The following is an 11,814-nucleotide window of genomic DNA, read 5'->3' as shown; positions in this document are numbered from 1 at the left end:
TTATACACCCGTTCTGACCGCATATCTGACTCAAAAAACAACCAACATGAAAAGCACCCTACTGTTTGTATTCTTCATTTTCTCATTTTCGGCAATTAGCCAAACGCAGTCCTCTAAACGGGAAATTCGAGAAGTCCGACTTTCGGGCAGTGGCTATGCATTGGGCCTGCAACACGGCAAACTCTTGAAAAAGGAAATCGGAGAGCTTGTTGTTAAGATGAAAAAGAACACTGCCGACAATCTGCACAAAGACGCCGATAAGGCCATAAAGGAATTTTTTGACTATGCCCAATTTACCGATGACATCAAGAAGTATACGCCCGAACTGTACGAAGAAGTCAAAGGCATTGCCGACGGCTCGGGACAGTCTTTTAACGACATTATGTTGTTCAATCTTTTGGACGAGTTTTGGGTGTATATCGACGCTATTTCAAACCATCATTGCAGCGGCATAGGCGTGCCTTCGGTCAACGGAAGTGTGGGCTATATCGCTCAAAATATGGACATTGAAAGTTACACGGATGGCTATCAGATTTTGATTCGATTGGAAAGAACAGACAAACGCCCGGAGCAATTTATCCTAACGCACCCGGGCGCTATCGGTTTCAACGGCATGAACGAAGCAGGCATCGGCGCCTGTATGAATACGATAATGCAGTTGAAAGCCTCTAATAAAGGATTGCCGGTAGCGTTTATCGTACGGCGTATTCTCAACTCAACCGACAAAAATGATCTGCTGAATTTTATCCAAACAGTACCGCACGCTTCCGGTCAAAACTACCTCATCGGTATCCAAGGCGAAGTGTATGATTTTGAAGCCTCGGCCAACAAAGTCGTTCGATTTGACCCTAAAAATCCCAATAGAACGGTCTATCATACCAATCATCCGATTGTCAATGATGATGTGAAAGAATGGGCCAAAAGATTTGACCCAACTTCAGCAACAAAGCCCATAAATTCAAACAGTTACATTCGATTAGCCGCGGTTCAAAATAGAGTGATGGCAAGCCCAACCCTGAATGATGTACTCATAAAAGAAACATTGCGCTCCAAAGATGACAAAGAAAATCCCGTGTGCAGGGCTCCCAAAAACGGCGGATTTACCTTTGCCTCGGTCATCATGACGCTTACCGGTACGCCTAATCTCCAAGTCACGGCAGGGCCACCCGATGAATCGGAATATAAGCGATTTGACTTTAAGTAGATGCTCTGGATTTGTTTGACCCCATCCGGGGTCAGACGTTTGTAGCTAGATAGGCCAATTTCTACAAACATATGACCCCGGATGGGGTCAAACAGCAAGCGAAACTTTGATTCCTAATCTTCCAAATAATATTTGATTACAACAACTTTCTTTTCCTGCCATTAACCGGTATTCTTTTATTTTTTTTGTAAAATGCATAGAATTCCGACCTCTCATTTTCAACGCATTCTTATCCCTTTTTAAATCATAAAATTCTTTTTTTGATGCAAAAAAAATACCCGATCGCCTGGCTGTTGCTTTTTACCATTTCAGCCAATGCTCAAACCCAAAAGGTTTTTACCGCAGCCGATTATGATCGTGCCGCCACTATGCTCGTCCCCAACGCGACCAAGTACATTGACAATCAGATACAGCCGCAATGGTTGCCCGATGGTCGACTTTGGTATCGTATTTTGACGGCCAATGAATCAAAATACGTTTTATACAATCCCGCTGACGGCAAAAAAACTACGGCAAATTCGAGAAAAGAATTGTTGGAAGGTGTAGCTGCCGCGCCAACTCCGCCAAAAGTTTCCTTTATAGAAGCGCTGTCGCCGGATGGCAAAAAGGTTGTCTTTATCCGCAATTGGAATGTATGGGTAAAAGACCTGAGTACCGGCAAAGAAACGGCCCTGACCACCGATGGCATCAAAGACTTTGGCTATGCTACCGATAATGCCGGCTGGAAACATTCGGCCAAAGCCATTGTAAGTTGGTCGCCGGATTCAAAAAAAATTGCCACGTATCAGCAAGACCAACGCCATACCAAAAGTATGTATTTGGTAAAAACAACGGTAGGTTCGCCCGAATTGGAAGAGTGGAAATATCCCCTGCCGACCGATTCCGCCGTTATCAAAATTCATCGGGTTATTATTGATATTGAATCGCCCAAAGTGATTCGCCTTGCCTCAAAGGCCGATGACCGACGCAGCACCCGAGGCGATGATATATCGCACAATGGCGAATTGGATGATACGGACTGGAGTGATGACGGTAAGCAGCTTGCTTTTGTATCAACCACCCGAGATCACAAACAGGCTACCCTACGCATAGCCAATGCCGAAACGGGTGAAGTAAAGACTGTTTTTGAGGAAAAAGTAAACACTCAATACGAATCCGGGCAAGGGGCCGTCAACTGGAAGTTTCTGCCGAAGACCAATGAAATCATCTGGTATTCGGAAAGATCAGACTGGGGGCATTTATATCTCTACGATGCCACGAGCGGTAATGTTAAAAATCAGATCACTACCGGCAATTTTGTGGTTACCCGTGTTCTGAAAACAGATGCTTCGCAACGCGTGATCTATTTTGAAGGAAAAGGAAAAGAACCCGGTCAAAACCCCTATTTCTCTTATGTGTATCGGGTTGATTTCAGCGGTAAAAATTTGACATTGCTAACCCCCAATGCCGGCCATCACACGATCAGCTTTTCGCCCGACGGGAAGTATTTTACCGATACCTATTCCCAACCGAATGTACCGCCCGTTACAGAAGTACGCGATTTGAAAGGCGCATTGATTACGACTTTAGAAAAGACCGACATAACGCGCTTAAAAGCCATTGGCTGGACTCCGCCAACTCCTTTCAGCGTAAAATCGGCAGACAATAAATGGGACTTATATGGCCAGATGTTTACTCCCTCCAACCTAAATCCTTCTGAAAAATACCCCGTGATTGTCTACATCTATCCCGGTCCGCAGGGCGGCAGTGTGGGTTCGTGGAGCTTTTTAGGAGCCACCCGAGACAATCAGGCGTTGGCCGAATTGGGCTTCGTGGTGGTGGTTTTGGAAGGCAGTTGTAACCCGAACCGTTCCAAGTCTTTTCATGATGCCTGCTACGGCAATATGGGCGAAAACACCTTACCCGACCAAATGGCGGGGCTAAGACAACTGGCCGAAAAATATACGTATCTGAATTTGAATAGTGTCGGCATTTGGGGACATTCCGGAGGAGGATTTGCGACGGCTGCCGCGCTGTTCAAATACCCTGATTTCTTTAAGGTCGGCATTTCAGAATCCGGCAATCACGAAAACAGAAACTACGAAGATGATTGGGGCGAACGCTACATTGGATTGGAAACAAAAGGCGAAATGGGCATTTCTAACTATGAACAACAGGCGAATCAGGTATACGCCAAAAATTTAAAAGGAAAACTGTTACTGGTGCATGGCGGCATGGACGATAATGTTCCTCCCTATAATTCGTATCTGGTAGCCGATGCATTGATCAAAGCCAATAAAGACTTTGATTTTCTTATTTTCCCCAATGCCCGCCACGGCTATGGAGAAAGCACTTATTACATGATGCGCAAGCGATGGGACTATTTTGTACAACATTTGATGCAGGCAACACCTCCCAAAGAATATCAGATCAAAATAACATCTGACCCAAGAGCGAAGGAATAGAACGATAAGTAGCCCACTAAACCCTGTGATTATTTTACGATGAAAAAGGTGTTCCTCCTTCTGTTCGCAACCTGTTTACTTCAGTTAAAGGCCAATGCCCAAAAGCCCAGGGTAATCGTCTTGGCTACCGGAGGAACCATTGCCGGAAAAGGGGCTAATCCGGACCGGGCCGCTTATGAAGCGGGAAAAATCCCCATTCAGGATTTGTTGGTCGCTATTCCCACCATCAATAAATTGGTCGATGTACAGGGTGAGCAGATAGCCTCTGTCGGCAGCTACAAGATCACGATTGACATTTGGTTGAAATTGGCAAAGCGCATCAATGAAATAGTCGCTAAAAATGAAGCGGACGGGATTGTCATTACCCACGGAACCGATACGCAGGAAGAAACTGCCTACTTTTTAAGTCTCACCACCGGTTCAGCTAAACCGGTGGTGCTGACCGGCTCCATGCGTCCTTCAACGGCCATCAGCACCGACGGGCCTAAAAACCTGTACGATGCTATTTTGGTAGCCGCCGCTCCCCAAAGCCAGGGCAAGGGCGTGATACTGAGCTTTAATGAACGGATCTATGATGCAAAAAATGTAACAAAGATCAATACACTGGATGTCAATGCGTTTGATTCACCCAATACCGGCTCCATCGGAAAAATACACGACGGTCAGGTTAAATATCATAGTCAACCTCTCTACCTCGGTCTGAAACCTTTTTTTGACATAAGCAAAATTTCTGCTTTGCCCAAAGTGGAAATTGTTTCCATGTATGCAGATGCCTCCGCAATACCTATAAATGCCTTGCTTAATGAAAACATTGACGGAATCGTGATTGCCGGCGTCGGTAACGGCCATTATAATCAAGCCGTTCAAGAGGCCATCCAAAAGGCAAAGGCAACAAAAACCATTATCGTGCGCTCCTCCCGGGTAGTTTCAGGAAATACCGAGATCGCTACCGAAGATGAGTTTAACGACGTTAAAATGAACACAATAGCGGCCCTTGATCATAATCCTCAGAAAGCACGTATCTTATTAATGTTAGCCCTCACCAAGACGCAAGACCGGGAAAAAATACAGGAAATCTTCCTGACCTATTAATGCATCAATGCTGAACATAAGTAGGTATCTTTAGCCCAATACTAATCACAGCCGGTGCCGTGGCAGGGTTCTTTTAACAACTGGCAGAGTCTAAGCAATTAAATCATTCATTTAATCAAATTCTACATGAAAGCTTCTGTTGGTGTGTTTGTTGCGTTTTTAGGATTAGGAACTATGGCAGTAGCCCAAACCAAAGCTACGGCTGTTTCGCGCTCCGTTACCGTTTCACAGGGAGGGGTAGCGCGTTGGGCAGGCAATTGTTTACGATGTAGTTTTGAAAAACAGGCTTGGAAAGCCGTGGAAGGAACGTGTTATTATCCCGTGGACATGGAAAGAAAGCCGGGTGTTTATAGTATATCACGCCGAACAACCGGTGGCAAGCTTGAAAACGCCAAGATGACAGTTGAATTAAAAGAGTGTGAGAAAGAAGACATCACTAATTTTACAAAAACCGAATACATTGATGTTTCCGCCGAAAATTTGGCAAGAAATCGAAAAGAGTCCGCCGTTATTCGTCCTTTATTGGCTTTCAGCAAAGCCGAAACAGCGCCCACTTTTGACCTGCCTTTAAGCAAACCCGCCAAACCGCTTGCCAAAGGAACTGACAACTTTGGCACTTGCCGCACCTTTAATGGTCAAGCCCGCGACCGCCATACCGGCACCGACTACCCAGTAACAGGCGGCGAATCCATATTGAGCGTGGCCGATGGAACAATTATTCTGGCAGCAGGTCATTTTTACAGTGGCAATTCTATTTATATCGACCACGGCAACGGGCTTATCAGCGAATATTTTCACCTCAAAAATATTGAAGTAAAAGAAAATCAAGCAGTTAAAAAGGGGCAAAAAATTGGAACGGTAGGTGACACCGGCCGCACTACGGGGCCTCATCTGCATTTGGGGGTGCGGTGGCACGGTGCTCGTATCGACCCTACTTTGTTGTTTGGTGACCCAACCAATTTGCCTGATGTACGATAATTCGGCCGCTTTTCATCGCGATCTGTATCCACACCCTTGTAAGATTTAAGAGTCGATTTTACCAAGAAATAAAGCCATTCGTATGAAAAATGCAGTCATTCTTGTCTTACTTTTTTGTGTACAAATTGGATACTCCCAAAAGCCGCGAGCAAGAACCCTCGGAATTCCTTTTGACGGTACACCCGGCAAATTCAACGCCATTACCGACGTAAAAGGCGTGGAAGTGGGCTACAGTACCATCATCTCGGGGCAAGGCAAAAACGTGCGCGGCAAAGGCCCGGTCCGAACGGGCGTAACGGCTATTTTGCCAAGGGGACGAAACAATAACCCGGTGTATGCCAACTGGTATTCGTTAAACGGCAACGGCGAAATGACCGGCACCACATGGATCACCGAATCAGGATTTTTGGAAACACCCATCATGATCACCAATACCAACAGCGTGGGCGTAGTACGCGATGCGGTGTTGAAATGGTTTGTGGAAACCAAATGGTACAAAGAGGATTTCTGGTACACTTACCCCGTCGTGGCTGAAACCTACGACGGTTTTTTGAACGATATCTACGGATTTCATGTCAAAGAAAGCCATGCGTATGAAGCCTTAAATACAGCCAAATCGGGTTTATTGCAGGAAGGAAACGTGGGCGGCGGCACGGGCATGATGTGCTTGGGATTCAAAGGCGGCACCGGCACCTCCTCCCGAATTGTGAAGATCAAAGATTCAACCTATACCGTAGGCGTGTTGGTACAATCAAACTTTGGCGGCAAAAGAAACTTTACCATTGCGGGCGTGCCCGTGGGACAGGAATTGAAAGATACCTTAAATTCAGAATTCAAAGCACCTCCCTCCTACCAACCCGGTGATGGCTCCATCATTGTGGTAGTAGCAACGGATGCTCCTTTACTACCGCATCAATTAAAAAGAATCGCGGCCCGCGTTCCGATTGGCGTAGGAAAAATGGGTGGGCGCGGCGAAAATGGCTCCGGCGATATTTTCATTGCTTTTTCTACCGCCAATGCGACGGCATTTCAGCGGCAAAATTTTACGAAAGTTGATCAATTACCCAACGACTTAATCAATCCTTTGTTTGAGGCTACCGTTCAGGCCACCGAAGAATCCATCGTCAACGCCATGGTAGCTGCCGAAACAATGGAAGGCATCAACGGGAACAAAGCTTACGCTTTGCCGCATAAAAAGGTTGTTGATGTTTTGAGAAAGTATAACCGGATAAAATAACCGCACTTTTTGTTACAGTTTCAGAACATTGGGTTTGTATAGTAAGAAGTATCGTCCTAAACCTCTCATTTATTCATGAAAAAATTACTGAAAAACTTCGCGGCCGATGTCTGCACTGCGCCATGTTTTCGTATCGGTTTCTTTTTATCTTTCTTATGCTTTAGTTCAGCGTTCCGAACGGGAGCTTTTGCTCAATCCGGCAATTTAATTACTGAATCGGCCAATCAGTTTTTATCAACGCTCAACGCCGAAGAATTAAAAAAGACCACTTATTCTTTCAACGACAGTCTGCGTTTCAAATGGACAAATTTGCCCGTGGGAATGGTGCCGCGTCCGGGCATTCAGTACGGTTCGTTGTCGGATAAAAGTCGAATGGCGTTTCATCGCGTCCTTTCGGCCATGCTCAGTTCGCAGGGATATTTGAAAACGACGAGTATTATGCAATTGGACGACATTCTGAATACGCTCTATCAACAGGCTTTTGATAAGGGCGAGATCAATGATAAAACCCTCAAAATGATTCAGGGATTAAATTGGTCGCACGGTAATTATTACATTTCCATTTGGGGAAAGCCGCAGAGTAAAGAAGCGTGGGGGCTTAACTTCGGCGGCCACCACATGGCGCTGAATCTCACATGTCGCGGCCAAAACGTCACAATGTCACCTTATTTTATCGGCACTGACCCTTCGGAAGTAAAGTCGTCTAAATATGCCGGTTTCAGGGTGTTGAGCAAGGAAGAAGATTACGGTTTTATGCTTATCAATGCGTTGTCGGAAGCCCAAAAAACCATCGCCGTTTTGAAGCAAAAGGTTCCCGGCGATATTATTACCAATCCTCAAAGCAGCCAACGGATCACTGACTATTACGGCATTGCCGCTGCCCAATTTGACGAAGGCCAAAAGGCATTGCTAAAGCTTCTTATTCAGGAATATATCCACAATTTTGAGCACCAAAAAGCGCATCAGTTGTTTGAAAAGATCATCAAATCCGGCATCGAAAAAGTGTATTTTGCCTGGATAGGAAGTTTGGAAAACAATAAGCCGCATTACTATATCATCAACGGTCCCGATTTTCTGATCGAGTACGACAACGTAGGCTTCCAAAACGACGGCAATCACATTCACGCCATTCTGCGGGAGAAGGGAAATGACTTTGGTGCTGATCTGTTAAAGCAACACTATTTGGAAACGAAGCATTAGGCTCAACCCGAATACAAATAAGGTGTTTATTATTTCGCTTTAAAAGTAGTCTGATCAAAAAAATACTAAGGGAGCCGTCTCGGTCAAATCAACAGTTAATGCCATGCCTACGGCAACCGTCACCGCAGTGACATAGGCTAATAAAAATTATCAACCTTTTTGTGAATTTCTGCTTCCAACTCTAAAGTAGACATGCTTTTTGATGTTTTATTCTTTACCAAAGATAGCAAAAAGCGTTCTTTTAAAAGTCAATTATACTATTCTCAACATCTCTTCCATCTGAATCACTCGTTCGATCAATGCTTCCGCGAGCTGTTCATGAAGCGCATCAAAAGGTAAAAGCGAAGCCCGAACGTTGGGTGTGCTGTAAATACCCTGACGGTGCAAAAGGCGTTTGAAGAAATGAATCGAAATGTCGAGGTGTTGGTTGGAAAAACTCAAAACGGGGAGTAATTGATAAAAGAGCTGTTCGGCTTTCTCTATTTCTCCCGTTTTGAAACAATTGTATATCGTGGTATAAATCAGGTGCATACCTGTGGGCATAAACGCGTGCACTCCACGTTTCAGGCCCTCTATCATTTGTGTAACTGCCCAGCCACCGCTCAAATGAAGTTTTCCTTCGGTCAATTCCAAAATACGGCTATATTTTACGCCGGCAGGGACGGTCTCAATTTTTAGGCAGCGAAACGCTTCCACTTCTCGAAAAAACTCTTCGATGAGGTTGTCGGAAAGACCGACTCCGTTGGCATCCCAATCCTGCAACATGATGATTTCGGGACCGATGGCCGCCAAGTCATAAAACTGCTTTTTGAATTGCGTTTCATTCTCGAACGGAATTTGAAACAATACATGTTGGCAACCCATCTGCACGTATTGACTCACCATTTCTCGTTGACGAGCGGCGTCCCGTTCACCTGCACCTGCAAATACAGGAACGCGCCCGTCCACTTCTTCCATCACGATTTTCACCATGCGCAGCCGTTCGCTCATTGTCAACGAATAAACTTCGGAGGCCATAGCAGGCACCAAAAATCCTGCCACACCCGCTGCCAAAGCATACTGCACATTGCGTCTGAGCGACGCTTCATCTACTTGGTTTTGCGGATCAAACGGCGTATTTAAGACCGTAATAATGCCCGAAACAGGCAACAATTCTTTCATGAATTTACTGCTTCAACAACCACACGTCCGAGATCTTGGATTGTTTGCGCCAGTTCAAATGCGATTCTTCCGGCTCGTCAAACGTGACGTGCAATTTACCGTCCTGCGTCAACGAAAGCGGAATGATCCATTCTTTTACAGATTCGGTCTCACGGTTATAAACTGTCGGCTGCAAGCGGTAGTTATCTACCCGTAATAAGGCTTCGCCTTCACCTACAATACGAAGGATATAGCGCTCTCCCGGTTGAAGATTATCATACACCAATTCCGGACATTTCTGAAACAACTGAGACGAAAGCCGCGTCCGACTGAAACCGTCCTGCCACCAAGCTACGTCGGTGGCATCCTCAGAAATCGTTTTGACTCTCGGCCCTTTGGCTACGCTCGAAACATCGTCGTAAAAACTTCCGGGTCCGGGGTTTTCCCAAGTGCTGATGGTTTTCAGTCGTTGCAGTTTGGCTTCGTTGGAAGGCAATGCGCTGACTTTCTTAAACTCATCGGCCAACCACCAACGGTTGTTAAGCGGATAATCGACAAAATCCAATACTGCACCGCGCTCGTAGCCTTTGGCTTTATGTTTGGGAACGCTCGTTTGTAGGCCAATGGATGTGAATAAATCAGCACATAATTGTTCGATTTTCTGACGCAGTTCGGGAGCAATGTTTACTTTATCGGCTTTGTTTACCGTTTCCAAAGCAGACTCCATCGCCTTGTCTGTGCCTATTTTCGGAGCAGTTGCCAAAATCGCATTTGCCTGTTTTTCAAGCAATTGTTCATAGGCTAATCTGCGTTTGGTGTAAGTATCATAATAAGCACGCAGCAAAAGCATTTGCCAACGCCAGTTTCCTTTTAATGTCGGATTCGTCGTTTCTAAGTTTTTCCAAAAAGCAAACGTAGCCTCCACGCCGCCATTCTGCGCGAGCGGCCCTTTCCAGTTACTTTCGAGTGCGGCAATACCGTCGGCAGTAGGGCCGGCAACGTTTTTGTTAAAGAAAAAATTACCATAATCTTCCAGAATTTCCCGCACATCCATTTGGGTATCCCAAGCGCGCATACTCCAAATCACTTTATTAACATCATCATGACAACCGTCAGAATACGAAACAAACCCATTGGTAAACGGCGCATATGTCTGATGGATTTCGGCAAAGGCGTACGGGCGTGGATTGGCAGCCTCACGCCCCAATGTGAGTGCATAAGCCTGATCCCAACCGCGCACCGGAAACTCGCAACGAACGTTGTGTGTAATATCCGGGTACTCACGGTGCTGGTAGTTGGCGGGCAAACGAAAACGGGTTTCAGCCATCGGAGGGCTTCCGGGCCCTGACACCACCCCCTGCAACCAAGCGGGCTTGTTTTCTGCCAAATAGCGGTAAAAATAATCCACCTGCTCTACGCTGAAGCCCTGTAATGAGATCCAGATTTTAGCTTTGGGGTGGTATTTGGTCAAAATTTGGTGTAAGTCTTTCAAAAACGGCATCACTTCGCGCGGGTGGTTTTCGCCGGGATCCCCACCGGGCACAAAAATATGGTCAAGACGTGGGCAGTTCTTATAGAAATCTTCGTGCAATTTCAGTTCGGCGGCGCGTTTTTCTTTGTCGGTCAGTTCAAATGTTACAGGCGTCCAAACCCAATAATCCATGTCGTACAGTTGGCACAAAGCGCCCATTTTCACGCGCATTTCGGAGGCAGGAATCGCAAAATGCGGATTGGGTCTTTCATCTTCGTGAAACGGAATTCCTTCGATGGCGTTGGTTCCAAATATGGCCAAATCCCGAAAGTATTGCTCAAACTGCGCCACACTCCATTTATCGTACGAATTGGCGGTGTGACGATAACCCAATTGATGCCCGCGTATAGGATAGTCAGGGGATGAAGCAATGTCTATATTACCTTCCAACTGCGCCAAGCCGGGCGACAATTGCAGTTTTCGAAGCAACCAACCTGTTCCAAACAACACACCACGAGCATCCGCACCGATGATCCACAAAACGCCGCCTTTGTCGTTGGTTTCACTCACTACCCGAAACCCTTCGGTTTGGTATTCAGCACCGCTTTTATCGGTTCGGACAGGGATGGTTTTTCCCAACAATTCGCGGTCACCTGACAACACAAATGCAATGGTGACCGCATTGGTTTTAGGCCAGGCCGTTGCCGTTTTAAACACTAAATTGGTACGCTTAGCGATCTCTTCCGTCAACATACGCGGGGCCGTTTCCTTCATAGGCAAAGGCACCGACGGCGCAACGATAACAGTGGCATTTTTGAGATTGATGGGTTGGGCTTTCAGCGACAATACGCTGCAAAGAAGAAGCCCAAAGAAGTAAAAAGTACTTTTAGAAAGCATGGTTTAATGAATCAAATGAATGTAGATGTAGTACTCTTTTTACCTTGATTTGGGCTATTGAAAAAGACACTGTAATGTAAAATCGGGAATGATTATGTTTTGTCATTTATTGTTGAAAAAATGCTCCATAGAAGCTAATCTGCCACTTTAA

Annotated in this window: 8 protein-coding genes; 6 read left to right on the top strand and 2 right to left on the bottom strand. The window is 45.8% G+C overall.

Features of this window, described 5'->3' with window-relative positions; genetic code table 11:
* Positions 1-46: 46 nt before the first annotated feature.
* The 6 genes from ACQY73_RS25485 to ACQY73_RS25460 all read left to right on the top strand — a co-directional run bounded on the left by ACQY73_RS25485 (position 47) and on the right by ACQY73_RS25460 (position 8,155).
* On the top strand, positions 47-1,204 hold the full coding sequence (locus ACQY73_RS25485; protein ID WP_428656480.1) for a C45 family autoproteolytic acyltransferase/hydolase: 1,158 nt from the start codon (positions 47-49) through the stop codon (positions 1,202-1,204).
* Between the two features lie 263 nt (positions 1,205-1,467).
* Entirely contained in the window at positions 1,468-3,648 is a 2,181-nt protein-coding gene (locus tag ACQY73_RS25480; RefSeq protein WP_428656478.1) for a DPP IV N-terminal domain-containing protein, read from the top strand.
* 39 nt (positions 3,649-3,687) lie between these two features.
* Complete coding sequence (locus ACQY73_RS25475) at positions 3,688-4,740, top strand: type II asparaginase (RefSeq protein WP_428656475.1); 1,053 nt, start codon at positions 3,688-3,690, stop codon at positions 4,738-4,740.
* A gap of 126 nt (positions 4,741-4,866) precedes the next feature.
* On the top strand, positions 4,867-5,718 hold the full coding sequence (locus tag ACQY73_RS25470; protein WP_428656472.1) for a M23 family metallopeptidase: 852 nt from the start codon (positions 4,867-4,869) through the stop codon (positions 5,716-5,718).
* An 82-nt stretch (positions 5,719-5,800) separates the two neighbouring features.
* Complete coding sequence (locus ACQY73_RS25465) at positions 5,801-6,955, top strand: P1 family peptidase (RefSeq protein ID WP_428656469.1); 1,155 nt, start codon at positions 5,801-5,803, stop codon at positions 6,953-6,955.
* Positions 6,956-7,030: 75 nt separating this feature from the next.
* Positions 7,031-8,155 carry a DUF3500 domain-containing protein gene (locus ACQY73_RS25460; RefSeq protein ID WP_428656467.1) on the top strand — a complete coding sequence of 375 codons (1,125 nt, stop codon included), beginning with the start codon at positions 7,031-7,033 and terminating at the stop codon, positions 8,153-8,155.
* 252 nt (positions 8,156-8,407) lie between these two features.
* Here the strand turns inward: ACQY73_RS25460 and ACQY73_RS25455 are convergent, their stop codons facing one another.
* Positions 8,408-9,316 carry a dihydrodipicolinate synthase family protein gene (locus tag ACQY73_RS25455; RefSeq protein WP_428656465.1) on the bottom strand — a complete coding sequence of 303 codons (909 nt, stop codon included), beginning with the start codon at positions 9,314-9,316 and terminating at the stop codon, positions 8,408-8,410.
* A 4-nt stretch (positions 9,317-9,320) separates the two neighbouring features.
* Positions 9,321-11,663, bottom strand: a complete 2,343-nt coding sequence (locus ACQY73_RS25450; protein ID WP_428656463.1) for a hypothetical protein — start codon at positions 11,661-11,663, stop codon at positions 9,321-9,323.
* Positions 11,664-11,814 lie beyond the last annotated feature (151 nt).

The sequence above is a fragment of the Runella sp. genome (genome assembly GCF_965279615.1).
In the GTDB taxonomy this organism is placed as follows: Bacteria; Bacteroidota; Bacteroidia; order Cytophagales; family Spirosomataceae; genus Runella.
Note: the sequence above shows the minus strand (reverse complement) of the source record. Positions and strands in the feature narration are given on the sequence as shown.